Below are 24,580 nucleotides of genomic sequence, written 5' to 3' on the forward strand. Positions count from 1 at the left end.
ATGCCCTGCCCTGCTGTTGAGCCGGTCTGACCGCCTGCCGTCGCCCCCCGGAAACCCGGTTCTGGAGAGTCCGGGTGTTGTACCCGCTCCTTCAGCCACTGTCCACCGGAGCGGAACACAGTCGGAGTCATGGCGGCCGCGCCGGCACCAGGCGCGCGGGCAACAGCCGCGGCCCGTGACACCCCCGACCGCCACCCGCAGGCGAGGAAACGCTCAGGACTCGGGGGGCTTGGATTCAAGCAGACCGTAGTCGAGGGCAACCCGCGTCAACTGGGCATCGTTACGCACGCCCAGCCGTTCGTAGAGACGACCGCGGTAGGTGCTCACGGTCTTGGGGCTCAGGCACAGCTCCTTGGCGATGCTGGTCCCCCGCTGTCCGTTGAGGATGCGCATCAGCACCTCGAACTCGCGGGAAGTCAGACCATCGAACGGGCTCTCGCCGGTGCCGTCCAGGCTGACCAGGGCCACGTGCCGGGCGACCTCCGAACAGATATAACGGCGTCCGAGGTAGACCGAGCGGATAGCCTCGATCAACTCTTCCCGGTCCGCCCCCTTGTGCACATATCCCCTGGCGCCCGCCCGCAGCGCGTGGGCCGGATAGGGCCCCGAGTCATAAATGGTGACCGCGATCACGCCGACCTTCGGGTGGCTACGGGACAAGCGCCGTGTGGCCTCGATCCCCCCCATGCCTGGCATCTGAAGATCCATGAGAACCACATCGGGCTCATGCTCGCGCACTGCAGACAGGGCCTGCTCGCCGTTCTGTACCTGCTCAACGATCTGGAGGTCCGGGATATCCCGGAGCATTCCCTCGATGGCCTGCCGGACCAGGCGGTGATCGTCTGCCAGAACAATGCGAATCATCCACCCACCTCGAAACCGCTCGGGATACTCGGCTATTCTGTAGAGCGTGTTACATTCGGGCAACCCAAACTGATCAGGCCGTCACCTGCATGGACCCTACCCTACATCCCCGGCTTCAGCGATTGTATCCTTTGGAATCAACAGGTTCCGTCGACCTCGAAGGCCTCTACCTCGACACCCCTCTCCCGGAGGGGAGCGGCAATACGCCATGGGTCTACGCCAACTTTGTCACCAGCCTGGACGGGCGCATCAGCCTTGATGTCGGCCCCGGTTGCCGCGTGCCAGATACGGTGGCTAATGCCCGTGACTGGCGACTCTTCCAGGAGCTCGCCGCGCGAGCGGACTGCCTGATCACCAGCGGGCGTTACCTGCGGGAACTCGAGGGGGGCTTTGCCCAGGATATCCTTCCGGTGGGCCCGGCATTCAACGACCTGCAGCAGTGGCGGCGGGATCACGGGATGCAGCTGCAACCGGATGTGGCGGTTGTTTCCGGTTCAGCGGATTTTCGGATCCCGTCCCTGCTGCGCGAGCAGGGGCGACGGATCTGGCTGTTCGTCCCGGAAGATACAGCAGCGGAACGGCTGCAGTGTCATCGTGAGGTGGGAGCCGAGGTGGCGGCCCGGTTCCCCGGCGGGCGAGTGACGGGTCAGCAGGTGCGCGAGACGCTCGGCGCACTTGGGTATGCCCGGGTGTATTCGGTCGCCGGTCCTCAAGTAGCACATACTCTGGTCTCGGACGGGAGCCTCGATACACTCTTCAAAACCGTCCGCCACCGGATCATCGGCGGCAAGCCAGGTGCGTTCGAGACCATCATCGAAGGTGCAGGCCTTGAGCGCCCGGCCGACTTCCTGTTGCGCTGGATCTACCTCGACCCCGGTACCGCCCCGGGCGAGGAACAGCAACTGATGCGCCTGGACCGGGTCCGGGGGTAGACCGATCCAGGCGCCGGGCATCCCGGCCGGGCGGTTACTGTCCCTGGCCCGGGATGCCGCCGCGTGCCAGCTCCCGAGGGTCCAGCAGGCGCTGCAACTCTGCCTCCGAGAGGTCGGTCATCTCGCGGGCCACCTCGATCACCGGCCGCCCCTCCCGATACGCCTGCTTGGCGATCTCGGCGCCCTTCTCGTAACCGATCACGGCGTTCAGGGCCGTCACAAGAATCGGGTTGCGGTCCAGAGCGGCGCGCAGGTTGTCCTCGTTAACGGTAAACCCGGCAATGGCGTCCTGCCCGAGGACCGTCGACGCGTTGGCGAGAAGATCGATGCTCTGCAGCACGTTGTAGCCGATCACGGGCAGCATGACATTAAGCTGGAAGTTCCCGGACTGGCCCGCCACCGAGACGGTGGTGTCGTTACCCATGACCTGTGCCGCGACCATAGCCACCGACTCCGGGATGACCGGATTGACCTTGCCGGGCATGATGCTCGATCCGGGCTGCAGGGCCGGGAGGCTGATTTCGCCCAGCCCCGCCAACGGGCCGCTGTTCATCCAGCGCAGGTCATTGGCGATCTTCATCAAAGAGACCGCCACGGTGCGCAATTGTCCGGATAGCTCCACCGCGGCATCCTGGCTCGACAGGGCCTCGAAGCGGTTCGGCGCCGGGGCGAAGGGTACGCCGCTGGCTTCGGCAAGCCGCCGACAGACCTGCTCACCCAGCTCTGCCGGGGCGTTGATGCCGGTGCCCACGGCGGTGCCCCCCTGGGCCAGGGCGTGCAGCCTCGGCAGGCCAGCCTCGATGCGGCTGACCCCGTTGCGGATCTGCGCGGCCCAGCCCGAGAGCTCCTGCCCCAGGGTCACCGGCATGGCATCCATCAGGTGAGTCCGACCGGTGGTGGTGACATCCTCAAACTCGGTGGCGCGCTGCTCGATGGTGTCCGCCAGTCGGCGCAGTGCCGGCAGCAGCCGATCGTGAACCTCGAGGGCGGCGCTGACGTGGATTGCCGTCGGGATGACGTCGTTGGAACTCTGCCCCATGTTGACGTGATCGTTGGGGTGGACGGGGCAGCCCGCCCGGTCACTGGCCAGCCGGGCGATGACCTCGTTGGCGTTCATGTTGCTCGAGGTGCCCGAGCCGGTCTGGAAGACGTCGATGGGGAAATGGTCGTCGTACTCGCCCCTTGCGACGGCCTCGGCCGCCTCCGCAATGGCTTCGGCGACGGTCGGATCGAGGCCGGAGAGGTCGCGGTTGGCTCGCGCGCAGGCCGCCTTGATCAGCCCCAGCGCCTGGATGAAGGGCCGCGGCATGGGCTGCCCGCTGATCGGGAAGTTCTGCACCGCACGCTGCGTCTGCGCGCCGTACAGGGCGTCCGACGGGACCTGGAGTTCACCCATGCTGTCGCGTTCGATCCGGTAACCGTCTTGAGTCATAGATTGGCTCTCTCTCCTGCTCAATAGCGAGGGGCGATCAGGCCCACAAAAAGGCGAACAGGCATTGTAGAATACGCGGCCGGAATTGGCAGCGGAGACCCTTACCCGTGGAGCTGGATACCCTGACCGCACTCGCGCCGATCGATGGGCGCTACGCCGACAAGACCGACAGCCTGCGGCCGTTGCTCAGCGAGTACGGCTTGATTCGTCACCGAGTGGTGGTCGAGGTCCGCTGGCTGCAGGCCCTGGCTAACGAGCCGGGAATCGCCGAAGTCCCGCCGCTGTCGGCCGATGCCACCACCTTCCTGGAGGAGCTGCTGGCCGGTTTCGACACCGAGCAGGCGCGGCGAATCAAGGCGATCGAGGCGACCACCAACCACGACGTCAAGGCCGTCGAGTACTATCTCAAGGAGCGGCTCACCGCGCACGAAGAGCTCGCGCAGCGCGCCGAGTTTGTGCACTTCGCCTGCACCTCCGAGGACATCAACAACTTGGCCTGGGCGTGCATGCTCCGTGGTGCCCGCGACGAGGTCCTGCTGCCGGCGCTGGACGCCACCATCGAGCAGCTGCGCGAGCTCGCCCATGCCCAGGCTGAGCAGCCCATGCTCTCGCGCACGCACGGTCAGACGGCCTCGCCCACAACGCTGGGCAAGGAGATCGCCAACGTGGTGCATCGGCTGCGCGAGCAGCGGCAGCGCTTGGCGGATGTCCAGCCGCTGGGCAAGATCAACGGCGCCGTGGGCAACTTCAACGCCCACCTGATCGCGTACCCGGAGGTGGACTGGCCTGCCCTGGGGCAGCGCTACGTCGAGGGTCTGGGGCTGGGGTGGAACCCTTATACCACGCAGATCGAGCCCCACGACTGGATCGCCGAGTTGTTCGATGCCATCAGCCGGGTCAATACCGTATTGCTGGATCTCAGCCGCGACGTGTGGGGGTATATCTCGCTCGGCTACTTCGGACAGCGGGTCGTTGCCGGCGAGGTCGGCTCCTCGACCATGCCCCACAAGGTCAATCCGATCGATTTCGAGAATGCCGAAGGGAACCTGGGGGTCTCGTCAGCGCTGCTTGAGCACCTGGCTCGCAAACTGCCCGTATCCCGTTGGCAGCGGGATCTGAGTGACTCCACGGCCCTGCGCACGGTGAGCCTGGGCATCGCCCACACACTCATTGCCCTGAAGTCCCTTGAGAAAGGTATCGGCAAGCTGGAGGCCAACCCCCACCGCCTCGACGACGACCTAGAGGCTGCCTGGGAGGTATTGGCCGAGGCGATCCAGACGGTGATGCGCCGCTACGGGGCCGAGGAACCGTATGAGCAGCTCAAGAAACTCACGCGTGGTCGCCGGATCGATGAGCACGCGGTCCGCACATTCATCGAGGGGCTCGACCTACCGGAGGAAGCCAAGGATCAGCTGCGCGGGCTAACCCCGCGAACCTACCTGGGCAATGCCGCGGCCCAGGCCCGCGCAGTGTAGCCGCTCGCCGCCTCTGCGCCGGGTGCGCCGGGCCCTTGCGGCCCGGCCCCGGGTGGGCCCGGTGACGTTGCTGCTCCGGGCGCTAGTCGGGATCCTCAGCGGACCAGAGATGGTCCGACCAGGCCCCCTCGGTCCACTCCTCGCGCAGACGACGGCGGTTGAGAGCCAGCCACTGTAGCGCAATCACCGGCATGGCGGCCCGATAATGGCCCTCTGCCACCTGTCCGATGGCCTCGTCGGCCGGGAGCACATGGGTCCAGATATCCTCGTGCTCCTCGTCGAGCCCGTGGACACCGCCGGCTTCACTGGTATCGCAGCGGGCACAGTAAAGCACGACCCGCTCCGTGCTGCCGCCGGGGCTGGGCAGGTAGTCCGCAATCGGGCGCAGGTCCTCAATGACCACGTTGGCCTCTTCCCGCGCCTCGCGGATGGCCACTGTGCGCGGATCCTCCCCAGGTTCCGCGATGCCGGCGATGGTCTCGGTGATCCAGGCGCCGCGATTGTCGTCGATGGCCCCGACCCGGAACTGCTCGACCAGGATGACCTCGTCGCGCTCGGGATCATAAGGCAGGACGCCAACGGCCAAGCCGCGGACCAGACACTCCCGCGTCAACTCGGGCGTCATGCCGCCCTCAAACCTGGCGTGACGCAGACGGATCCGGTCCAAACGGAGGAACCCCTCATGGCAGGGGTCACGACCGAGGATCTCGAAACGGTGGGCCATTCCTTTACTCCCTCGATTCAGTCACGGTCGAAAACCGCGAAGCTCTCGACATGGGCGGTGTGCGGGAACATGTCCATAATACCCGCCGCCTTCAGCCGGAAGCCGTGCTCGGCGACAAGGATCCCGGCATCGCGGGCCAACGTTGCGGGGCCACAGGAGCAATAGACCACCCGGCTAGCGCCTGTGCCGGCCACCGCGGGAAGAACCTCCTGGGCACCAGAGCGTGGCGGGTCCAGCAGGACGGCGTCATAGTGTCCCGCCGCCTGTCGGGTGCCCTCCTCGCTGGCGAGATCGGCCACGGCGAAGGAGGCGTCCAGGCCGTTGGTGGCCGCATTCTCCTCGGCGCGGCGGACCAGTCCCGCCTCGCCCTCGATGCCGGTCACCGCGGCCCCTTCTCGCGCCAACGGCAGCGTGAAGTTGCCCACCCCGCAGAACAGGTCGAGGATGCGTCTGCCCGGCCGCGGCTGCAGCCATTCCAGAGCCTGCTCGACCATGGCCACGTTGATGGGGGCATTGACCTGCGTGAAGTCCGTGGGTAAGAACGCCACTTCGACATCGTAGGGCGGCAGGGCGTAGCTTAGGTCCAGCGCCGACTGCGGCGCCACCGGCGTCACCGTGGATTCGTCCCCCGGCTGACGGAGGATGGCCAAGCCGGTGGCTGCGGCAAACTCACTCAGCCGATCCAGATCGCTGTCTGTGAGCGGCGCCAGGTGGCGCAGCACCAGCGCCGCGCGCGCGTCCCCGCAGGCTACCTCGATCTGGGGAATGCGGTCCGGGATCGACAGGGAGCCGACCAGACTGGCCAGGTCCTGCATGCGCTCACCCACCCGCGGGTCGAGCACCGGACAACTGTCCACCGGCGCCACGAGCGGGCTGTGCTTCTCGCGGAAGCCGACTAGCACCCCACCCTTCTTAGGCACGTGCTTGACGGCTAGCCTCGCCTTGCGCCGGTACCCCCAGACCGGCCCGGTCAGCGGTGCCAGACGCTGCTCCGGTTCGACACCACCGATGCGCTGTAGCTGCTCGAGCAGGACCCGTTCCTTGTGGGCGATCTGCGCCTCCGGGGGAAGATGCTGCAGCGCGCACCCGCCGCAGGTGCCGAAATGGTCACAATGCGGTGCGATCCGCTCGGCCGCCGGCTCGAGAATCTCGATCGCCGTCGCCTCGGCCCGTTGACGGCGCAGCTTGGTATACCGGTAGCGAACCCGCTCGCCCGGCAGGGCGAAATCGACGAAAACCGGCCGCCCCTGGGCATCGTGGGTGATCCCGCGCCCCTCGTGGGCCATGCCCTCGATACGGGCCTCCACCGGCTCGCGGGACATACGCCGTTTACGCCCCACGCCAGGCCTCCAGGAAGCTGCTCAGGTGGGGACGATCGGTGGCTTCCAACGCCGCAGCCACCCGGTCGGTCTCGCGCTGGTAGTCTTCGCGGTCCAGGGCGCCGCGGAAGTACTGGAAGCGCAGGTATAGCAAATAGGTATTGAGCACGTCGGTCTCGCAGTAGTTGCGCACCGCCTCGATCTCGCCCCGGGCGACGGCATCGGCTACCGCGCCGCCGGTCATGCCCATCTTGCCGGGCAGACCGCAGAGCGTGGCCACCTCGTCCAGCGGTGCGGCACCCCGCATCTGGAACGAGGAGAGGACGTCCATCAGATCGAGGTGGCGATCATGATAGCGGTTGAGGTAGTTGTTGAAACGGAAGGCTCGATCGTTGTCGCCCGTCTCCCAGTAACGCGGCGCACTGACCCCATTGATCAGAGCGCGATGGTGCAGCACGGGGATATCGAAGCCATTGCCGTTCCAGGAGACCAGATTGGGCACATAGCGATCGAGTCCCTCGAAGAAGCGTTCGAGGAGTATCTGCTCGCCATCCTCCGGGGTGCCCAGCGACCAGACGCGAAAACGGCCCTCGACCAGACCGGCCAGCGAAATGGCCACCACCCGGTGCAGGTGCAGTCGCGGGAACTCGTTTCCAGTCTCCTGGCGGCGTCGCGCCGCCATGGCCCGGGAGACATCCGTGTCCTCGAGGCCGTCCAGACCGTAGACGACCCGGCCGCCGGCCAGGTCGGGAACGGTCTCGATATCAAAGGCGAGCACGTTCATCGTTTCTCTCCCTGTCGATCAGCCGGTTACGAGGACCACGAAGGCAACGGCGTACTCCCGCTCGTCGCTGAGGCTCAGGGCTGCCTCATTCACCCGCAGGGCTGCGGCCCGCTCGGCGGCGGCGCCGTGGAAGCGCAGCGAGGGCTTGCCCCGGGCATCGTGGACCACCTCAAGATCGCGCAGCGTCACCCCATCGCTCAGCCCGGTGCCCAGGGCCTTGGAGGCAGCCTCCTTGGCAGCGAATCGGCGCGCCAGGAACGCCGCGGTACCGCCGGACTCTTGGAAGCCTTGCAGTTCGCCCGGCGCCAGAACACGCCGGGCGAGTCGCTCACCGTGGCGCTCCAGTGCACGCTCCAGTCGCACCACGGCCACAATGTCCGTACCAATGCCGGCAATCATGCCGCCGCCGACCGCATGAGCCGCTTCATCTCCGCCACGGCCGGCGCCAGCCCCTCGAAGACCGCGCGGGCGACAATGGCATGGCCGATGTTCAGTTCGGCCATGGCCGGGAGTGCCGCTACCGGCTCCACGTTATGGTAGTGCAGACCATGCCCGGCATTGACCTGCAGTCCGGCATCACGGGCCCGTAACGCCGCCGTCCGCAGGCGCTCGAGTTCGCGGCCCTGCGTAGCGGCATCCGGGGCATCGGCGTAAGCACCGGTGTGGAGTTCGATCACCGGGGCCCCGGCGGTCGCCGCGGCATCGATCTGGGCCGGATCGGGGTCGATGAACAGCGACACCCGGATGCCGGCCTCGCCCAGGCTGCGGCAAGCCTGCTCCAGGCGCTGCACATCCCCGGCAACGTCGAGGCCACCCTCGGTGGTCAACTCGGCGCGCCGTTCCGGCACCAGGCAGCAATCCGCCGGACCCAGCCGCGAGGCGATCCCGATCATCTCGTCGGTAACCGCCATTTCCAGGTTGACCCGGGTCTGCGTATGCCGCTGCAGCTCCTCCACGTCACGGTCCTGAATGTGCCGGCGATCCTCGCGCAGGTGGACCGTAATCGCATCCGCCCCTCCGCGCTCGGCCTCCGCCGCGGCGTGAAGGATGTCAGGGTAGCGTGTGCCGCGCGCCTGACGCAGCGTAGCCACATGATCGATATTGACACCGAGTTGAATTTGCCCCGTGGACATAGGTCTCCCAGAAAGCCGTCCCATCAACCGCGCAGCGATCGGAACATCTCGCGACTGCGCAACCGGCGCCCACCCAGATGTCGATGGAGCACCGCCCGCATCAGCCGCCGCGCCTCGCTGCGCACCGGTTCTTGCGACAAACCCTGCCCCTCCGTGGCTGCCAGTGCCAGCAGTGTAGCCCCCCGGACCTCCACGCCGCCCTCGCCCGTGCCCGCAGGCTCAGCGCCCCGCTCCGGGGTGTAGCGGTAGGCGGACTGCGGCACAACCGGCCGGCCGAGGACGTCCGTTTCCAGCTCCATGCCGTAGCCGCTCTCCTCCAGGAGCGCGAGCTCGAAGCGCCGCAGTGCGGGCTCCGCATCATCCCCAGCCAGACAATCGACGGCGATAGCGTAACGCTCCCAGGTCAGCGGGTGCGGGTCCTCCCGCCGGGTCAACGCCAGCAGGAGCTCAGCCATGTAAAACCCACACGCCAGCGCCCCACCACGCAACGCATAGCCGCGTCCGGCTTGCTCGACTTCGGTCAGGGTCTTGAGGTCGCCGCGGCCTTTCCAGACGACCTGAAGCGGGATAAAAGGCTCAAGCTGCCCGCTCCACCCCCGTCGCCGCACCCCGTTGGCAACTGCACCGATACGCCCGTGCTCGCGGCTGAACAGTTCGACCAGGGTGCTGCTCTCGCGGAAGGCTCGCCGATGAAGCACCCAGGCCGGCTGCCCCTGCGCGGTATCCATTCAATCCGTGTAACCGAGCTCGTCGAGCGCCCGCCGATCGTTCGTCCACTGCTCCTTGACCTTGGTCCAGAGCTCCAGGTGGACCCGTTCGCCGAGCATATTCTCCATCTGCAACCGGGCGCTGCGACCGATTTTCTTGAGTCGTTCGCCCCCGCGTCCGATCACGATGGGTTTCTGCCCCTCGGTCTCGACCCAGATGACCGCCGATAGCCGGGTCATACCCTCCTCGCGATGGAGCTGCTCGATCTGCACCGTGGTGGTGTAGGGAAGTTCGTCGCCGAGATTGAGCATGAGCTGTTCGCGGACTAACTCACCGAGGCGAAAGCCGAGGTCCCGGTCGGTGATCTGGTCGGCCGGGAACAGGGGTGGCCCCGCCGGAAGCTGCTGGATGATCTCCTGCTCGAGGGCATCGAGATTCTCTTTCCGGGTAGCCGATACCGGCACCAGCGCCGCGAATTCCCGTTGCGCGGCCAACCACTCCAGATGTGGTAAAAGCAGCCGTTTGTCCTGGACCCGGTCAACCTGATTCACCGCCGCAATGACAGGGGCGTCGACCTCGGTGAGGCGTTCCAGGACCCTCTGGTCGTCATCCTTCCACTCTGTTCCGCGGACGACGAAGACGACCACATCGATATCTTCCAGCGCGCTGTGGGCGGCCCGGTTGAGCTGGCGATTCAGGGCACGCTTGGCGGATTGGTGCATGCCCGGCGTATCGACCAGCACCGTCTGGGATCCGGGGCGATTGAGAACGCCCAGGATACGGTGCCGAGTGGTCTGTGGCTTGCGCGTGACGATGCTCACCTTCTCGCCGAGCAAGGCGTTGAGCAGCGTCGATTTACCGACATTGGGCCGACCGACCAGTGCGCACAGCCCGCTGTGCTCGAGCGTCGCAATCGCCTCGGTTGATCCATTACTCATGGCCGGAGCCTCCTCCTTCCGCCGACTCGGCGCCGATCTCGACGAGCATCGCCTCGGCGGCGCGCTGCTCGGCCTGCCTGCGGCTGCCGGCCTCACCGACCGTTTTCTGCTCGCTGTCGCTGAGTCGGCACTCGACCTGAAAGCGCTGATGGTGGGCTCGTCCGCGGACATCCAGCACCTGGTAGCCGGGCAGGGGACGGCGCGTCGACTGCAGAACCTCCTGCAGGCGAGTCTTGGGGTCCTTGAGCACCGCCTGCTCCGGCAAGCTCTCCAGTCGCGGACGATACAAGCCGATGATGACTTGCGACGCGGTCTCGAAGCCCGCGTCCAGGTAGACCGCGCCGAACACCGCCTCCAGGGCATCGGCCAGGATGGAGTCACGCCGGTGGCCGCCGCTCTTGAGTTCGCCGCCGCCCAGGCGAAGATGGTCACCCAGTTCTATGTCCCGCGCGATGGCCGCTAGGCTGGAGCGATTGACCAGGCTCGCGCGCAACCGCGACAGCGTACCCTCGCTATCGCCCGGGCGCCGGTGGAATACCTCGTGGGCGATGACGAAGTTCAGCACCGAGTCGCCCAGGAATTCCAGGCGTTCATTGTGGCGGCCGCCGGCACTGCGGTGCGTGACCGCCTCCTGGAGGCGGTCAAGTTCCCGGAACCGGTGATCGAGCCGCTGTTGCAGGCGTTCGAGATCGGACATGGGTTATTCGATCCGCTGGCCAATGCGATCCCAGGCGATCCCGCCCTCCTCGCTGTCCCAACTCATCCAGATCAGGAACGCGCGCCCGGCCAGGTAGTCGTCCGACACCGGGCCCCACATCCGGCTGTCGGCACTGCGATCCCGGTTATCCCCGACAGTGAAGTACTTACCCTCGGGGACCGTGTACGTGAAATCCGCCGACTGGGAAGCCGGATGGTGGAGGATGGTGTATTCGCGACCGGAGACCCGCTCCGTGCGCAGGACCGAGGGTTGGTCCGGGTCAGCGCCTGGGCCGGCGTAGCGCTCCTGCCCTTCCTGCTCCAGGCGCTCACCGTTAACGTAGAACGTCCGATCCTGATACCGAATCTCGTCCCCAGGCAGGCCGATGACTCGCTTGATGTAGTCCTGGCCCGGGTCAACGGGATAGCGGAACACGGCCACCTCGCCCCGCTCCGGCTCGCCATCCCCGAACAGGCGGCTGCGCAGGACGGGCAGACGGATGCCGTAGGAGGCCTTATTGACCAGGATGAAATCGCCGGCCTGCAGCGTGGGGAGCATCGAACCGGAGGGGATGCGGAACGGCTCGGCCACGAACGAGCGAACCAGCAACACGATCAGGATGATCGGAAAAAGCGAGCGCGGCAGATCGATATACCACGGGTCGCGGTCACGATCGATATTCTCGCGGTGACGCAGCCACCGATCCCAGCCCCACACCAGGCCGGTGAGCAGGGTCAGCACAACAAGGAGGATTTCAAAGTTCATGGGCGCCCACTAATCCTTTGAGTCATCGACCCGCAGCACGGCAAGGAAGGCATCCTGCGGGATCTCCACCTTGCCGACCTGCTTCATGCGCTTCTTGCCCTCCTTCTGTTTCTCGAGGAGCTTGCGCTTGCGGCTCGCATCCCCGCCGTAGCACTTGGCGGTGACGTTCTTGCGCATCGCCTTGACGGTGCTGCGTGCAATGATCTGCCCGCCAATGGCCGCCTGTATGGCCACCTCGAACATCTGCCTCGGGATGATCTCCTTGAGCCGCTCCACCAGGGCCCGGCCGCGGTGGTAGGAGTGATCCCGGTGGACGATATTCGACAGCGCATCCACGCGGTCGCCGTTGATCAGGACATCGAGCTTGACCAGATCGTCGGCCTGAAAACGCTTGAGTTCGTAATCGAAGGAAGCGAAACCACGCGTCGCCGACTTGAGGCGGTCGAAGAAATCGAGGACCACCTCGCTGAGCGGCATCTCGTAGACTAGCGAGATCTGCTGGCCAACGTACTGCATCTCTTTCTGGACGCCCCGCTTCTCCTCGCAGAGGGCGAGGACGTTGCCGACGTACTCCTGGGGCACCAGGATGCTTGCCTCGATGATCGGCTCCTGGATCTCCTCGATCTCCGCGTTCGGCGGCAGATTCGCCGGGTTGTCGATCTCCAGCTCCTGCCCGTCGCGGGTGATCACGTGGTGGACCACGGTCGGTGCGGTCGTGACCAGGTCCAGATCGTACTCCCGCTCGAGCCTCTCCTGGATGATCTCCATGTGGAGCATGCCAAGGAACCCCACGCGGAAACCGAAGCCCAGTGCCTGGGAGTTTTCGGGCTCGTAGTTCAATGCGGCGTCGTTGAGCCGTAGCTTGCCAAGGGCGGTGCGCAGCGCCTCGAAGTCGTCGGAGCTGGTGGGGAAGAGACCGGCGAATACACGCGGCTGGACCTGCTTGAAACCGGGCACCGGCGTTGCGGCTGGCTCCTGAGCGCGCGTGAGGGTGGCACCAACCGGCGCACCGTCGATGTCCTTGATGCCTGCGACCACATAGCCGACCTGCCCGGTACCGAGCCGGTCCTGCGGGGTGCGTTTAGGGGTGAAGATGCCCAGATCATCCACCTGAAATTCGCGGTCCGTGGCCATCACGCGGATCCGGTCCCCCTTGCGCAGTTCGCCGTCGAAGATCCGGGCCAGGCACACCACGCCGAGGTAGTTATCGAACCAGGAGTCCATGATTAAGGCCTTGAGCGGCGCGTCGGCCTGCCCCTTCGGCGGCGGCACCCGTTGGACCAGGGCCTCGAGCAGATCCTCGACCCCCTCACCGGTCTTGGCGCTGACCATCAGCGCCTCGGCCCCGTCCAGCCCAATGATTTCCTCGATCTGCTCGAGCACCTCCTCAGGCTCCGCCGACGGCAGGTCGATCTTGTTGAGCACCGGGATGATCTCCAGGTCCTGCTCGAGGGCCGTATAGCAGTTGGCGACGCTCTGGGCCTCGACCCCCTGGGAGGCATCGACCACCAGCAGTGCTCCCTCGCACGCGGCCAGCGAACGAGATACCTCGTAGGAGAAGTCCACGTGGCCCGGGGTATCGATGAAGTTCAGCTCGTAGACCTGCCCGTCCCGCGCGTGGTACTTCAGCGACACGCTCTGCGCCTTGATAGTGATGCCTCGTTCGCGCTCAAGGTCCATGGAATCCAGGACCTGGTCGCGGCTCTCGCGCTCGCTCAGCGTCCCGGCGACCTGAATGAATCGATCCGAGAGCGTGCTCTTGCCGTGATCGATGTGGGCGATGATCGAGAAGTTGCGGATATTCTCCATGCGTTGCTCGGTCCTGCCTTGTCGCCGGTTCCAACCAAAAAGAAAAGCGCCACCCGCGTGCGGGCGGCGCCCACATTCTACTCGTTTCGAGGCCTCAGGGCATTTGTAATGCCAGAAAACTCGGGTGTCCGTCACGGATCACCAGCACCGGCACGGTACTGCCGGGCTCCACGGCAGCCACGCCGTCGCTGAGGTCCTCCGCCGTGTGCACAGGCTCCCGATCGAAACTGACCAGCACGTCGCCCACCCGCAGCCCGGCCTCGGCGGCCGGCCCCTCTTCGACGCCGGTGATGAGCACTCCGCCCTCATCCTCCAGTTCCAACTCCTGCCGGGTGGCATCGTCCACGGGCTCCACCCGCAGCCCCAGGTCGGCACCGCCCTTGCGGTCCGCAGGGTCCTGCTTCCCGGGCGAGGCGGCGAGTTCGTCCTCGCCCGGCAGGGCAGCCACTTCGACCTCCACGGTCTTGGTCTCGCCATCACGAAGGATCAGCAGTTCGACCCTGCGCCCGATACTGGTCCGCCCGACCATGGGCGGCAAGGCGGCGGAATTCTCCACCACCTCGCCGTCGAACTCCAGAATGACATCTCCGCTCTGAAGGCCGGCCTCAGCGGCGGGGCTGTCATCGAGCAGCTCCGAGACCAGGGCCCCACGGGGGCGCTCAAGGCCGAACCCCTCGGCCAGATCACGCGTCAGGTCCTGGATCAGGACCCCGAGCCACCCGCGCTGCACCTCCCCGGTCTCACGGAGCTGATCGGCGACGTCCATCGCCAGCTCGATGGGGATCGCGAATGACAGCCCCATGAAGCCGCCGGTACGGCTATAGATCTGCGAATTGATCCCGACAACCTCACCGTCGAGGTTGAACAGCGGCCCCCCGGAGTTCCCGGGGTTGATAGCCACATCAGTCTGGATGTAAGGCACATAGTTCCCGTGCGGCAGCGAACGGCCCTTGGCCGAGACGATCCCGGCGGTTACGGAGTGCTCGAATCCGAACGGCGAGCCGATGGCCAGGACCCACTCCCCGACCTCAAGTGCATCGGCGCTGCCCACCGAGACGGTGGGCAGCTCATCGTCGGTCTCAATCTCGACGACGGCCAAATCGGTGCGCTCGTCGGAGCCGATCACCTCCGCGTCGTGCTCGCGACCATCGGCGAGTCGGACGATGACCTCCTCCGCCCGGGCGACGACGTGGTGATTGGTCAGGATGACTCCGTCCTCGCTGATCAAAAACCCCGAACCGAGTGATTGCCCATCCTCGCCGAAGGGACCCGGGCCAGGCTGCTCACCGGGATCGGGGAGATGCAGCTCGTCACCATGGGGCGTCGAGACCTGGCGCGCCCCGGTGGCCGGCGGCGCCGGACCCTGCTGGGGCTCAATGCCTTCGGGCGGCATTCCCTCCGGGGTCGGCTGTGCTGGCGCCTCCTGCCGGGTACTGATGTTCACCACCGCCGCACTGTTATCGCGGACGAGCTCGGTGAAATCCGGCAGCTCGAGGGCAGCCGCCGGGACACTGATACCCAGCCCCAAACCGACAGCCAGTGCGATCCGCACTGACTTACGTTTCGCCATACCCATCGATCCTCACCCTGTTGCCCGGGGGCGCCTGGCCCGGTCCACTGTTCCCGAGATGTCTTAGCGTCGCTGCGTCCGAGTCGCGAAACGCTCGACGGTCTTGGCTGGTACGTCGCCGATCGCCGTGACTTGATAGCCATCGACGGGGCGTTCGTGGGCATGCAGCGCCCCGGCCCGCGCCCGCCCCTCATCACCTTCCGGCTCCGGGGCGATATAGACGGACACAGTGGCCAGGCCGTCGCTGAACAGCAAGTGCTCGATGGGATCCTGCCCTTGCTCCTCCGACGGTATCCGGCCGTGGGCAATCCGGGAGAACCCCGCGGGCACGTCGATCACTTCCCAATCCGGTTCGGGGCCGTCTGCGGTCTTTGTAGCCGGGCGGCGCTCAACCCGCTGCTGCGCCTCGCCGCTGGGGGCCAACTCCTCGGTGCCGATGTCCTCGCGGAGGCGGAAGCTGGTAAACAGCAGGCGCTCGATGACCCGGCGCCCGTCCAGCAGTTGGGCCTGGAGCGGCAGCCCGCTCTCTTCATCGACCCAGAGACGATGACCGTAGCGCAGCTGATCCAACGGCTCGATGGAGATCACCTGGACCGGGCGTCCGGCGACCCGCCCTTCGCCACCGATGCGGATACGATAGAGTTCATCGGAGATGCTGTCAGCCCTGGGCCACCCTTCGCCCAAGGCGGTCGCCACGCCACTGCCGCGCAGTCGATCCCCCTCGGGGACAGGTCCAGCCAGCAGGGCACCCTCGGGCGTACGCACCAGCTCCCGGTGGGCTCCGGTGAGCATCTCCAGACGCTGGTGGCGACCAGCCTCGTCGGCGCGGTGCACGATGCGCACGGTCTCCACGACGCCGGCCCGGGCGTAGACGAAGATCCCTTCGTAGGAGCGCTGATCGAGGGCCTCGACCATGCGGTTGAGCGCTTCGCGGCCATCATCGGCCGCGCGCTGGCCGCTGTCATCGGCCAGCGCGACCTGGCCGTGCGCGGCCCAGAGCAAACCGGCGCAGAGGAGCGCGCCGCGGAACCAGCCCCGATCAGGGATCCCCATGCTGCGGAACCCGTACCTGATGAAGCATGCTGCCGGGGTAGTCGGACTCGGCCTGCTCGGCGTGATCGATCATGAAGCGATGCAAACGGGACGGCATGGCGTCTGGCACCGGATCAAAGGACTGTTCGCGGGTGGTTCCCGCTGTGCCCCGGTCGCTGTCCGGCCAGGGCAGTCCGCCACTGTCGCCCAGGGTGACGGGACGAACCGTGGTGCCGCCTATGGATCGCTCACCGCCTGCCGGCGAGGCCACCTCGGTCGCCGGTTCGCCGCTGCCGGCCGTCGGCCCGGTGCCAGCATCGGGTGGCGCCCCACCCTGCCACCAGAGCACGGTCACCGCCGCCACACTAGCGGCGATCAGACCGCCGAACGCCGGACGGCGCCAATCCCGCGCTGCGGGCTGCCGAGCCGCGCCGCGCTGAACATGGTGGACTGGCTCATCGGCCAGCCCCGCGCGCACCCGCTCGACCAGATCGGTACTGGGCTGCGGCGGCAGGTTGCGCTGCAGCGCATCACGCATCAGATAGTAGCGCGCCACCTGCAGGCGGGCATCGGCGTCATGGTCCAGACGCCGCATCAGGAACGCCCGTTGCTCGCGTGGCAACTCGTCATCCACCAGCGCGGAGAGTTGCTCTGCGAGTCGGTCCCGATGTTCTTCTTCCGACATACCCTTATCCCCCGAAAGCCACCATGCCCTATGTCTCTTCGCCGGTCAGCGGCCGCAGTCGCTTGTCGATCGCCTCTCGGGCCCGGAAGATGCGCGAGCGTACCGTCCCCACCGGGCACTCCATGACCTGAGCGATCTCCTGATAGCTCAGACCCTCGAGTTCCCGCAGCGTGACCGCGGTACGCAACTCCTCCGGCAGCTCGGCGATGGCCTCGACCACCGTGCGCTCGACTTCGTCCCGATAGGCTTCGGCCTCCGGCGTATCCTGCTCGCGGAGCATGGTGTCGATGTCAAAACGCTCCGCGTCCTGCGCATCGACATCGGAGTCCGGTGGCCGGCGCCCCTGCGCAACCAGGTGGTTCTTGGCCGTGTTGACCCCGATCCGGTAGAGCCAGGTATAGAAGCTGCTCTCCCCCCGGAATCCGGGTATCGCCCGGTAGGCCTTGATAAAGGCCTCCTGAGCCACGTCCATCGCCTCCTGCGGATCGCGCACGTAACGCGAGATGAGCTTGACCAGCTTCTGCTGATAGCGCAGCACGAGGAGGTCAAAGGCCTGCTTATCACCGGCCTGGACACGCTCCACGAGCTCACGGTCCGACTCCTCGGAGCTCATCGCCACCGGCGCCCTCCTGTGTCGGTGCGCCGGTACTTGCTGCTGTAGACACTCCGCTGGGGCGTGAGTTCGCGCACGGCTCCGGGAATCTGACAATCGTGGGTGGGTGATTTGCCGCGGGTGGCGCGGCGTGCGAAGCTTTGCAGCCTATCCGATAGGCTGGCAAAAGCGCAACCAAATGGCGGAACCAAGAACGGCTTACGATGTCCTGGTGATCGGTAGCGGACTGGCCGGGCTGACCGTGGCCCTGCAGCTCCCCCGCGAGCTTCGCGTGGCGGTCCTCTCCAAGGGAACCCTGACCGAGGGAGCCACCCCCTACGCGCAGGGCGGAGTCTCGGCAGCGCTGGATGCGGCCGACTCAGTGGATGCCCATGTTGCCGACACCCTGGAAGCCGGAGCGGCCCTCAACGATTCGGATATTACGCGATTCGTGGCCGAGCGCGCACGCACGGCGATTGAATGGCTCGTCGACCAGGAAGTGCCCTTCTCGCGCATCACACCCGGGGCCGGCACCGACGGGTTGCATCTCCACCAGGAGGGCGGGCACAGCCACCGCCGTGTCGTACATGCCGAGGATGCCACCGGGGCGGCGATCTCAAGGAGCCTATCCGGGCTCGTAATCGAGCGGGACAATATCGATCTGCTCGAGGGCCGCTACGCGGTGGACCTGATCACCGGGGCGCGGCTCGGCGAGCCAGAGGACCGCTGCTATGGGGCCTACGTCTTCGACCGGGCCAGCGGTCGCGTAGAGTTGCTCAACGCACCCTATGTGGTGCTCGCCTGCGGCGGGGCCAGCAAGGTCTACCTCTACTCGACCAGCCCCTACGCCGCCACCGGTGACGGGATCGCCATGGCTTGGCGGGCCGGATGCCGGGTGGGTAACCTGGAGTTCAACCAGTTCCACCCGACCTGCCTGTACCACCCGCAGGAGCGCTCCTTCCTGATCAGTGAGGCGGTACGCGGCGAGGGTGGGCACCTGCTCCTACCCAGTGGCGAACGCTTCATGCAACGCTTCGACCCCCGCGGCGAACTCGCCCCCCGGGACGTAGTGGCAAGGGCGATCGACTACGAGATGAAACGTCTCGGCGCAGACTGCCTCTATCTGGACATCAGCCACCAGCCGGACTCGCTCATCGAGGAGCACTTCCCGACCATCCTGAGGCGCTGCCAGGAGCTGGGTATCGACATGCGCCGCGAGCCACTGCCCGTGGTGCCCGCCGCCCACTACACCTGTGGCGGGGTGATCGCCGACAGACGCGGGCAGACCGACGTCCCGGGGCTCTACGCCGTCGGCGAGACAGCCTGCAGCGGGCTGCACGGAGCCAACCGCCTCGCGAGCAACTCGCTGCTTGAGTGCCTAGTCTTCGGCGCGGAGGCCGCCCGCGACATTGCGGCCAAGGCGCAGCAGCCGATCCCGGCACCCGAACTCCCGCCCTGGGACGAGAGCCGGGTTACCGACTCCGACGAACAGGTCGTGGTCAGCCACAACTGGGCCGAGCTACGCCGAGCGATGTGGAACTATGTGGGGATCGTCCGCAGCGACCGCCGGCTCGAACGCGCGGCAAGGCGCATCGACCTGCTCTCCCGCGAGGTCCACGAGTACTACAGCAACTTCCGCATCAGCGGTGATCTGATCGAGCTGCGCAACCTCATCGAGGTAGCCAATCTCACGGTGCGCTGCGCCGGCCGGCGCCGGGAGAGCCGCGGTCTACACTACACCCTGGACTTTCCGGAGCGCGACGATGAACAGAGCTCCACCACCGTCCTGCGCCCACCAAAACCCCGGCCTTTCGGCCACTTGCGCTCTTTCCGCGAGCGATGACGCCCGCCGGCGGATCAATGGGCCGCGAGCGGGCCCAGACCCGCAGCCGCCGGTGGTGCTCAGTACCGAGCCGACCGCGCGGAATGAACAGATCGTAGCGCCGCCCGTCCACGGTCCGGACGGTGAGCGCGACCAACCATGGGTGGGCGAAACGGCTGACCACCCGGGCGCCGCACCGGCGCCCGTCCCGCGACTGTAGGAAGATCCGCCCGTCGGGATGAAGATGACAGCGGCGCAGCCAGTGGAGACGGCGCTGGCTGCGCCAGGCGGCGATCAGCGCCGCGACCAGTCCGCCGCCCCAGAGCAAGAACAGCGCCACTGGCGGTGACCGCTCGGCAAGCACGAGCAGCCCCCCAACGGCCGCCGCCGCTAGGACAAGCAACCACGCGCTGCTAACGCGCGGGCGGAAACTCAGTGGTTCGGATAAGTTCGACAACCCGGTGCAGCTCCCCGTCCGTGGGTGATTGCCCGGCGATCAGCCAGTCCTGCAGGAAGTGGTCCTCAAGCCCGAGCAGCCGCTCGAAAGCCGCCTGGTCCTGCGCATCGAGATGCAGGAATTGATCGTCCAAGAAGCGCTCCAGGAGCAGGTCCAGCTCCTTGGTGCCGCGACGGCAGCGCCAGCGCAACCGCTTACTCACCGCCACGGCCTCTGCATGGTGCTCGACCGGCGTCACGTCTCACGCTCGGCGATGAGCCGCTTGATGGCACCGATCGCCTTGCCCGGATTCAGCCCCTTCGGGCAGGTCGCCGTGCAGTTCATGATGGTGTGGCACCGGTACAGCTTGAAGGAATCGTCGAGGTCGTCGAGGCGTTCCCCGGTGCCCTCATCACGGCTGTCGGCAATCCAACGATAAGCCTGAAGCAGCGCTGCCGGGCCCAGGTAGCGATCGCCGTTCCACCAGTAGCTCGGGCAGGAGGTCGAGCAGCAGGCGCATAGGATGCACTCGTAGAGCCCATCGAGCGCCTCGCGCTCCTCCTTCGACTGCAGGCGCTCCTTGTCCGGCGGTGTCGGGGTTTCGGTCTTGATCCACGGCTCCAGCGAGGCGTACTGGGCGTAGAAGTGATTCAGGTCGGGGACCAGGTCCTTGATCACGTCCGTGTGTGGCAGGGGGTAGACCTTCACGTCGCCCTTGATCTCATCCATGCCCTTGGTACACGCGAGCGTGTTGGTCCCGTCGATGTTCATCGCACAGGAGCCGCAGATCCCCTCCCGGCAGGAACGCCGGAAGGTGAGTGTCGGATCGACCTCGTCCTTGATCTTGATCAGCGCATCGAGAACCATCGGTCCGGCACTGTCGGCGTCGATCTCGTAGGTATCCATGCGCGGGGTGGCGCCGCCCTCCGGGTCGTAACGATAGACCCGGATGCGCCGGATGTTCTCGCTCTTTTCCGCGTCGGGGGCACGGTAGGTGTAGCCCTTCCGGATGCGGGAGTTGGCGGGAAGCCTGAACTCTGCCATGTCTGTCTCCCTGGAGTCTTTAGTACACCCGGGCCTTGGGAGGGATCGCCTCCACGTCGTCGCTCAGGGTATGGAGATGGACGGGGCGGTAGTCGATGTCCACCGTACCGTCACTGCGCAGCGTCGCCAGCGTGTGCTTGAGCCAGTTCTCGTCATCACGCTCCGAGTAGTCCTCCCGGGCGTGGGCACCGCGGCTCTCCAAGCGGTTGCGCGCCGAATGGATGGTGGTCACCGCGCTGCCAAGGAGGTTCTCCAGCTCCAGCGTCTCGATCAGATCCGAGTTCCAGATCAGCGAACGGTCGGTTACCCCGACGTCGGCGAAGCCCCGGAAGACATCGTCCATCCGGTTGCAGCCCTGCTCCAACACATCACCCGTGCGGAAGACCGCGGCGTAGTTCTGCATGGTGTTCTGCATCTCGGCCCGCAGTTGCGCCGTCGGCTTGCTGCCATTGGCCCGACGCAGCCGATCCAGCCTTTGCAGCGCCAGATCCGGCGCCCCCTCTGGCAGGGGTGCATGGGGTTTGCCGCGGCCGCCGATGACTTCGGCGGCACGGTGGGCGGCGGCTCGGCCGAAGACCACCAGATCAAGCAGCGAGTTCGACCCGAGCCGGTTGGCGCCGTGCACCGAGACGCAGGCAGCTTCGCCGATGGCCATAAGCCCCGGAACCACCGCATCGGGGTCACCACCCTTGAGATGAACCACCTCACCCATGTGGTTGGTCGGGATCCCGCCCATGTTGTAGTGGACCGTGGGCAGGACCGGGATCGGCTCCTTGGTCACATCGACACCGGCAAAGATCTGGGCCGACTCGGCAATACCTGGCAGCCGTTCATGGATCACCTCCGGCCCGAGATGCTCCAGATGCAGGTGGATATGGTCGCCGTGCTCGCCGACCCCCCGCCCCTCGCGGATCTCGATGGTCATCGAGCGGGAGACCACGTCGCGCGAGGCCAGATCCTTGGCGTTCGGGGCGTAACGTTCCATGAACCGCTCGCCCTGGGCGTTGGTCAAGTAACCGCCCTCGCCCCGGACCCCCTCGGTGATCAGGCAGCCCGCGCCATAGATCCCGGTCGGGTGGAACTGCACGAACTCCATGTCCTGGAGCGGCAGACCGGCACGCAGGACCATGCCGTTGCCATCCCCGGTGCAGGTGTGGGCCGAGGTGCAGGAGAAGTAGCTCCGCCCGTAGCCGCCAGTGGCCAGCACCACCTGATGGGCCCGGAAGATATGCACCGTGCCGGTCTCCATGTCGAGCGTGACCACGCCCCGGCAAACCCCGTTGTCCATCATCAGGTCGATGGCGAAGTGTTCGATGTAGAACTCCGCCTTGTGCTTGAGCGCCTGCTGGTAGAGCGTGTGCAGGATGGCATGCCCGGTTCGGTCCGCGGCCGCGCAGGTCCGCTGGGCCGTTCCCTCACCGAAGTGGGTGGTCATACCGCCGAACGGGCGCTGATAGATCTTGCCGTCCTCGGTGCGCGAGAAGGGCACGCCGTAGTGCTCCAGCTCCACGATGGCCGGCACCGCCTCGCGGCACATGTATTCGATGGCGTCCTGGTCGCCCAGCCAGTCCGACCCCTTGATGGTGTCGTACATATGCCAGCGCCAGTCGTCCTCGCCCATGTTGCCGAGCGCCGCCGAGACGCCGCCCTGGGCCGCCACGGTGTGGCTGCGCGTGGGGAACACCTTGGTGACACAGGCGGTGTTCAGCCCCTGTTCGGCCATGCCGAAGGTTGCCCGGAGCCCGGCCCCACCGGCACCGACAACGACGACATCGTACTGGTGTTCGACCGTCTTGATCGGTTCTGTCATCTGCGCCTCAGCCCCCCAGAACGATTTGGATGACCGCCAGGATCCCGGCGACGGCCACCAGGAAACATGCGAAGTAGACGGCGAGGTTGCCGAACCACTTCAGCCCCTCGAGGTGGACGTAGTCCTCGATGACCACCTGAACGCCGAGCGCCCCGTGATAGAACAACATGATGATCGCGGCGATCAGCAGCGTCGCGTTGAACGGGTTCGCCACCCACGCCCGGGCCGCCTCGAAATCGGCGCCGGCCTGCAGGGCCAGGCCGATCCCCAGCCACATCATCAGCGGAACCAGCACCACCGCGGTCAGGCGCTGATGCCACCAGTGGTGGAAGCCGTTCTTGGCCGAGCCGAGGCCGCGGGCCCGGGAGACGGCGGTCTCGTACTTACGCATGATCAAAACTCCCCTGCGTAGGCGATCACCCAGACCAGGGCGGTCAACAGGACGCTCGCGGCGAGCACCATGTAACCGCCGCGATAGACCGCCTTGAGCTCGAAGGCGCGCACGGTGTCCCAAACCAGGTGCCGAACGCCATTGCAAAGGTGGTAGGCCAGGCTGAACGTGATACCCAGCAGCACCAGCTGCCCGAACCAGTGGCCGAGCACCCGCGTCAGCAGTTCGTAGTATTCGGGTCCGGCGGCCAAGGCCATCACCCAGGCGACCAGCAGGACCGCAGCCATGGTGACGAACACCCCGGTGCCGCGGTGGAGCACCGAGAGCAGCGAGGTCAACTGCGGCCGGTAGATGGTCAGGTGCGGAGAGAGCGGACGATTCGGATTTCTCATGGATTTTTGCTCCGCTGAGCCGAGTCAGAACCTGCGGCGCACGATAAGAGTGAGGAAACGGGACGATAAGCTATATTGCGGACAATAGTAATGCAAGCATTAACAAATGGGAATACTGATGCTGACGGAAGATTAACATTCTGCCCCGGTCTAAGGCTGGCTGCCCCGGCGATGATCACCCACAATGAATACGATGTCAGTATACGGATCCCGCCCCTAGAGTGGCACTAGATGCAGCAAGCCACCGAGGAGAGGTTATGCGAGAAGAGTTCCCGACCGTACCGGTAGATGCGCCCGAAGACGGCGCCGGAGCCTCTCAGCCGGAGTGCCTCGAGACCGGCACCGGCTACAGCGTGGTGGCGGTTACCGGCGAGGAAGCCGGGGATTTCTTGCAACGCATCCTGACCGCGGACATCCCGGCTGCAGACGACGCACGCAGCGTGCTGGCCGGGTTGTGCACGCCCAAGGGGCGGCTGCTTGCCCTGGCGCGAGTCATCCCCTGGGACGACGGCTACCGGCTCGTCCTCCCGGAGGACACCGCGGCCGAGACCGTCGCCCGGCTGCAGATGTATGTACTGCGCTCGAGGGTGACGGTGCACGCCCCCGACATGCAGTGGCGCCTGCTCCGGGCGGCCGGCCCGACCGCCCGGAGCCTGCTGGCCCGATGGAGTGAGCGCCCTATGCCAGAGGCCGAAGGCGTTGTGCGCAGCGGCGAGGTGGCGATCATCCAGCTACCCGGTGCGCCGGAGCGCTACTGGGTGGTCGGACCGGCGGCCCCGGTGGCCGCGGTAGAGGGCGTGCTTGCCGAACACCTGCCGCCGACCGACGAAGAGACCTGGCGGGCGTTGGAAATCCTTGCCGGACAGCCCGAGATCCGCGCCCCGGGCCGGGAACTGTTCATCCCGCAGATGGTGAATCTCGATCGCCTTGGTGGCGTGAGCTTCAGCAAGGGATGCTTCCCGGGGCAGGAGGTGGTGGCGCGGGCGCACTACCGCGGCAAGGTCAAGCAGCGCATGTTCCGCGCCCGGGGCACCGGAGATGCGCCGGCGGACGGCAGCGAGGTCCGTGATGCCGACAACCAGCTGGCCGGCCACGTCGTCTGCGCAGCGGGTGCGCCGCAGGGGTTCACGGCCCTCGTTTCGCTGCGCGAGGCACAGCTGTCCGGCCCCGCATCGCTGAGCGTGAACGGACAGCCGTTGCACCTCCTCCGCGAGGCCGGCACCTGA

The 24,580-nt window shown here is 66.4% G+C and carries 25 protein-coding genes and 1 pseudogene; 4 read left to right on the forward strand and 22 right to left on the reverse strand.

Annotated features, from left to right (window positions below; genetic code table 11):
• Positions 1–213: 213 nt before the first annotated feature.
• Positions 214–864 (reverse strand): response regulator, encoded by a 651-nt coding sequence (locus LRG07_RS03500; protein ID WP_238634806.1) that lies wholly within the window; start codon positions 862–864, stop codon positions 214–216.
• A 131-nt stretch (positions 865–995) separates the two neighbouring features.
• Here LRG07_RS03500 and LRG07_RS03505 point away from each other — a divergent pair, with 131 nt between their 5' ends.
• Complete coding sequence (locus LRG07_RS03505; protein WP_238634805.1) at positions 996–1,796, forward strand: dihydrofolate reductase family protein; 801 nt, start codon at positions 996–998, stop codon at positions 1,794–1,796.
• A 34-nt stretch (positions 1,797–1,830) separates the two neighbouring features.
• Here the strand turns inward: LRG07_RS03505 and LRG07_RS03510 are convergent, their stop codons facing one another.
• Positions 1,831–3,228: an aspartate ammonia-lyase gene (locus tag LRG07_RS03510; RefSeq protein WP_201167244.1), complete on the reverse strand. Its 1,398-nt coding sequence runs from the start codon at positions 3,226–3,228 to the stop codon at positions 1,831–1,833.
• Positions 3,229–3,335: 107 nt separating this feature from the next.
• Here LRG07_RS03510 and purB point away from each other — a divergent pair, with 107 nt between their 5' ends.
• A complete protein-coding gene (gene purB, locus LRG07_RS03515) occupies positions 3,336–4,703 on the forward strand; it encodes an adenylosuccinate lyase (protein ID WP_201242528.1) in 1,368 nt (455 codons plus the stop codon).
• Between the two features lie 82 nt (positions 4,704–4,785).
• Here the strand turns inward: purB and LRG07_RS03520 are convergent, their stop codons facing one another.
• From LRG07_RS03520 to rpoE, 14 genes are all read right to left on the reverse strand, one after another.
• Positions 4,786–5,427, reverse strand: a complete 642-nt coding sequence (locus tag LRG07_RS03520) for an NUDIX domain-containing protein (RefSeq protein WP_201167246.1) — start codon at positions 5,425–5,427, stop codon at positions 4,786–4,788.
• Between the two features lie 17 nt (positions 5,428–5,444).
• Positions 5,445–6,749, reverse strand: coding sequence for a 23S rRNA (uracil(1939)-C(5))-methyltransferase RlmD (rlmD, locus tag LRG07_RS03525; RefSeq protein WP_201167250.1), 1,305 nt, complete (start codon positions 6,747–6,749; stop codon positions 5,445–5,447).
• 7 nt (positions 6,750–6,756) lie between these two features.
• Complete coding sequence (locus tag LRG07_RS03530; RefSeq protein WP_201167252.1) at positions 6,757–7,530, reverse strand: 3'-5' exonuclease; 774 nt, start codon at positions 7,528–7,530, stop codon at positions 6,757–6,759.
• A gap of 18 nt (positions 7,531–7,548) precedes the next feature.
• Positions 7,549–7,929 carry a holo-ACP synthase gene (acpS, locus tag LRG07_RS03535; protein WP_201167254.1) on the reverse strand — a complete coding sequence of 127 codons (381 nt, stop codon included), beginning with the start codon at positions 7,927–7,929 and terminating at the stop codon, positions 7,549–7,551.
• Positions 7,926–8,663, reverse strand: coding sequence for a pyridoxine 5'-phosphate synthase (gene pdxJ, locus LRG07_RS03540; RefSeq protein WP_201167256.1), 738 nt, complete (start codon positions 8,661–8,663; stop codon positions 7,926–7,928). Before pdxJ ends, acpS begins: the two co-directional genes overlap by 4 nt.
• A 23-nt stretch (positions 8,664–8,686) precedes the next feature.
• Positions 8,687–9,391, reverse strand: coding sequence for a DNA repair protein RecO (recO, locus tag LRG07_RS03545; protein WP_201167258.1), 705 nt, complete (start codon positions 9,389–9,391; stop codon positions 8,687–8,689).
• Positions 9,392–10,309, reverse strand: coding sequence for a GTPase Era (gene era, locus LRG07_RS03550; RefSeq protein ID WP_201167260.1), 918 nt, complete (start codon positions 10,307–10,309; stop codon positions 9,392–9,394).
• Positions 10,302–11,006, reverse strand: a complete 705-nt coding sequence (gene rnc, locus LRG07_RS03555) for a ribonuclease III (protein WP_201167262.1) — start codon at positions 11,004–11,006, stop codon at positions 10,302–10,304. The genes era and rnc overlap by 8 nt, the downstream gene beginning before the upstream one ends.
• Positions 11,007–11,009: 3 nt before the next feature.
• Entirely contained in the window at positions 11,010–11,771 is a 762-nt protein-coding gene (gene lepB, locus LRG07_RS03560; RefSeq protein ID WP_201167263.1) for a signal peptidase I, read from the reverse strand.
• A 9-nt stretch (positions 11,772–11,780) separates the two neighbouring features.
• Entirely contained in the window at positions 11,781–13,580 is a 1,800-nt protein-coding gene (lepA, locus tag LRG07_RS03565; protein ID WP_201167266.1) for a translation elongation factor 4, read from the reverse strand.
• A 94-nt stretch (positions 13,581–13,674) separates the two neighbouring features.
• On the reverse strand, positions 13,675–15,150 hold the full coding sequence (locus LRG07_RS03570) for a DegQ family serine endoprotease (RefSeq protein WP_238636413.1): 1,476 nt from the start codon (positions 15,148–15,150) through the stop codon (positions 13,675–13,677).
• A 63-nt stretch (positions 15,151–15,213) separates the two neighbouring features.
• Positions 15,214–16,203: a MucB/RseB C-terminal domain-containing protein gene (locus LRG07_RS03575; protein WP_201167271.1), complete on the reverse strand. Its 990-nt coding sequence runs from the start codon at positions 16,201–16,203 to the stop codon at positions 15,214–15,216.
• Entirely contained in the window at positions 16,190–16,867 is a 678-nt protein-coding gene (locus LRG07_RS03580) for a sigma-E factor negative regulatory protein (protein ID WP_201167274.1), read from the reverse strand. The genes LRG07_RS03575 and LRG07_RS03580 overlap by 14 nt, the downstream gene beginning before the upstream one ends.
• A 28-nt stretch (positions 16,868–16,895) precedes the next feature.
• A complete protein-coding gene (gene rpoE, locus LRG07_RS03585) occupies positions 16,896–17,480 on the reverse strand; it encodes an RNA polymerase sigma factor RpoE (RefSeq protein WP_201167424.1) in 585 nt (194 codons plus the stop codon).
• Between the two features lie 178 nt (positions 17,481–17,658).
• On the opposite strand from rpoE, the gene nadB reads away from it, so the two are divergent.
• Positions 17,659–19,302 carry an L-aspartate oxidase gene (gene nadB / locus LRG07_RS03590; protein WP_238641812.1) on the forward strand — a complete coding sequence of 548 codons (1,644 nt, stop codon included), beginning with the start codon at positions 17,659–17,661 and terminating at the stop codon, positions 19,300–19,302.
• An 82-nt stretch (positions 19,303–19,384) separates the two neighbouring features.
• On the opposite strand, the pseudogene LRG07_RS14020 reads toward nadB, so the two are convergent.
• The 6 genes and pseudogenes from LRG07_RS14020 to sdhC all read right to left on the reverse strand — a co-directional run.
• Positions 19,385–19,645 (reverse strand): annotated as a pseudogene (locus LRG07_RS14020) (hypothetical protein); the annotation flags it as partial.
• 49 nt (positions 19,646–19,694) lie between these two features.
• Positions 19,695–19,976: a succinate dehydrogenase assembly factor 2 gene (locus LRG07_RS03595; RefSeq protein ID WP_238641813.1), complete on the reverse strand. Its 282-nt coding sequence runs from the start codon at positions 19,974–19,976 to the stop codon at positions 19,695–19,697.
• Positions 19,973–20,761 (reverse strand): succinate dehydrogenase iron-sulfur subunit, encoded by a 789-nt coding sequence (locus tag LRG07_RS03600; RefSeq protein WP_201167280.1) that lies wholly within the window; start codon positions 20,759–20,761, stop codon positions 19,973–19,975. The genes LRG07_RS03595 and LRG07_RS03600 overlap by 4 nt, the downstream gene beginning before the upstream one ends.
• A gap of 19 nt (positions 20,762–20,780) precedes the next feature.
• Entirely contained in the window at positions 20,781–22,571 is a 1,791-nt protein-coding gene (gene sdhA, locus LRG07_RS03605) for a succinate dehydrogenase flavoprotein subunit (protein ID WP_201167283.1), read from the reverse strand.
• A gap of 7 nt (positions 22,572–22,578) precedes the next feature.
• On the reverse strand, positions 22,579–22,962 hold the full coding sequence (sdhD, locus tag LRG07_RS03610; RefSeq protein WP_201167285.1) for a succinate dehydrogenase, hydrophobic membrane anchor protein: 384 nt from the start codon (positions 22,960–22,962) through the stop codon (positions 22,579–22,581).
• A gap of 2 nt (positions 22,963–22,964) precedes the next feature.
• Positions 22,965–23,354 (reverse strand): succinate dehydrogenase, cytochrome b556 subunit, encoded by a 390-nt coding sequence (gene sdhC, locus LRG07_RS03615; protein ID WP_201167287.1) that lies wholly within the window; start codon positions 23,352–23,354, stop codon positions 22,965–22,967.
• Between the two features lie 257 nt (positions 23,355–23,611).
• Here sdhC and LRG07_RS03620 point away from each other — a divergent pair, with 257 nt between their 5' ends.
• Positions 23,612–24,580, forward strand: coding sequence for a folate-binding protein YgfZ (locus LRG07_RS03620; protein WP_238641814.1), 969 nt, complete (start codon positions 23,612–23,614; stop codon positions 24,578–24,580).

The organism is Halorhodospira sp. 9622 (assembly GCF_022228025.1).
GTDB lineage: Bacteria > Pseudomonadota > Gammaproteobacteria > Nitrococcales > Halorhodospiraceae > Halorhodospira > Halorhodospira halophila_A.

Bases quoted from the DNA above. Each gene is read 5' to 3' on its own strand.
- LRG07_RS03500 (WP_238634806.1), bottom strand. From the start codon at position 864: ATGATTCGCATTGTTCTGGCAGACGATCACCGCCTGGTCCGGCAGGCC.
- LRG07_RS03510 (WP_201167244.1), bottom strand. From the start codon at position 3,228: ATGACTCAAGACGGTTACCGGATCGAACGCGACAGCATGGGTGAACTC.
- LRG07_RS03520 (WP_201167246.1), bottom strand. From the start codon at position 5,427: ATGGCCCACCGTTTCGAGATCCTCGGTCGTGACCCCTGCCATGAGGGG.
- rlmD (WP_201167250.1), bottom strand. From the start codon at position 6,749: ATGTCCCGCGAGCCGGTGGAGGCCCGTATCGAGGGCATGGCCCACGAG.
- LRG07_RS03530 (WP_201167252.1), bottom strand. From the start codon at position 7,530: ATGAACGTGCTCGCCTTTGATATCGAGACCGTTCCCGACCTGGCCGGC.
- acpS (WP_201167254.1), bottom strand. From the start codon at position 7,929: ATGATTGCCGGCATTGGTACGGACATTGTGGCCGTGGTGCGACTGGAG.
- pdxJ (WP_201167256.1), bottom strand. From the start codon at position 8,663: ATGTCCACGGGGCAAATTCAACTCGGTGTCAATATCGATCATGTGGCT.
- recO (WP_201167258.1), bottom strand. From the start codon at position 9,391: ATGGATACCGCGCAGGGGCAGCCGGCCTGGGTGCTTCATCGGCGAGCC.
- era (WP_201167260.1), bottom strand. From the start codon at position 10,309: ATGAGTAATGGATCAACCGAGGCGATTGCGACGCTCGAGCACAGCGGG.
- rnc (WP_201167262.1), bottom strand. From the start codon at position 11,006: ATGTCCGATCTCGAACGCCTGCAACAGCGGCTCGATCACCGGTTCCGG.
- lepB (WP_201167263.1), bottom strand. From the start codon at position 11,771: ATGAACTTTGAAATCCTCCTTGTTGTGCTGACCCTGCTCACCGGCCTG.
- lepA (WP_201167266.1), bottom strand. From the start codon at position 13,580: ATGGAGAATATCCGCAACTTCTCGATCATCGCCCACATCGATCACGGC.
- LRG07_RS03570 (WP_238636413.1), bottom strand. From the start codon at position 15,150: ATGGCGAAACGTAAGTCAGTGCGGATCGCACTGGCTGTCGGTTTGGGG.
- LRG07_RS03575 (WP_201167271.1), bottom strand. From the start codon at position 16,203: ATGGGGATCCCTGATCGGGGCTGGTTCCGCGGCGCGCTCCTCTGCGCC.
- LRG07_RS03580 (WP_201167274.1), bottom strand. From the start codon at position 16,867: ATGTCGGAAGAAGAACATCGGGACCGACTCGCAGAGCAACTCTCCGCG.
- rpoE (WP_201167424.1), bottom strand. From the start codon at position 17,480: ATGAGCTCCGAGGAGTCGGACCGTGAGCTCGTGGAGCGTGTCCAGGCC.
- nadB (WP_238641812.1), top strand. From the start codon at position 17,659: ATGGCGGAACCAAGAACGGCTTACGATGTCCTGGTGATCGGTAGCGGA.
- LRG07_RS03600 (WP_201167280.1), bottom strand. From the start codon at position 20,761: ATGGCAGAGTTCAGGCTTCCCGCCAACTCCCGCATCCGGAAGGGCTAC.
- sdhA (WP_201167283.1), bottom strand. From the start codon at position 22,571: ATGACAGAACCGATCAAGACGGTCGAACACCAGTACGATGTCGTCGTT.
- sdhD (WP_201167285.1), bottom strand. From the start codon at position 22,962: ATGCGTAAGTACGAGACCGCCGTCTCCCGGGCCCGCGGCCTCGGCTCG.
- sdhC (WP_201167287.1), bottom strand. From the start codon at position 23,354: ATGAGAAATCCGAATCGTCCGCTCTCTCCGCACCTGACCATCTACCGG.
- LRG07_RS03620 (WP_238641814.1), top strand. From the start codon at position 23,612: ATGCGAGAAGAGTTCCCGACCGTACCGGTAGATGCGCCCGAAGACGGC.